Below are 332 nucleotides of genomic sequence, written 5' to 3' on the forward strand. Positions count from 1 at the left end.
TATGTCAAAGAGGGGATTAGACAAGGGAAAGAACAAAAACAATTAGCCTCCGAACTTGCCCGTAAGGGCGTGACCAAAGAACAAGCTATGCGTGTGAAGCAGCTTTATGAGCAGCAGAACAATGTCAATGCTTCCAACGCTACTGGTACGGATGTCAATGAATCCCGTCTTCGTGAAGAAATGAAGGAGAACACCTCCGATATGCTGGAGGACCATCCGAGTACTCAAGACCTTGAACGTAGTAATCAGGTTTTCGGACGTAACATTTTTAATACCCGTAACCTGACTTTTGAACCCAGTGTCAACATCGCCACCCCTTTAAATTACCGTCT

1 pseudogene is annotated in these 332 nt (G+C 45.2%); it reads left to right on the forward strand.

The features are described from left to right. Positions 1 to 332 (forward strand): annotated as a pseudogene (locus tag KTR06_RS24405) (capsule biosynthesis protein); the annotation flags it as partial.

The organism is Bacteroides sp. MSK.20.12, assembly GCF_019052435.1.
Lineage (GTDB): Bacteria > Bacteroidota > Bacteroidia > Bacteroidales > Bacteroidaceae > Bacteroides > Bacteroides xylanisolvens.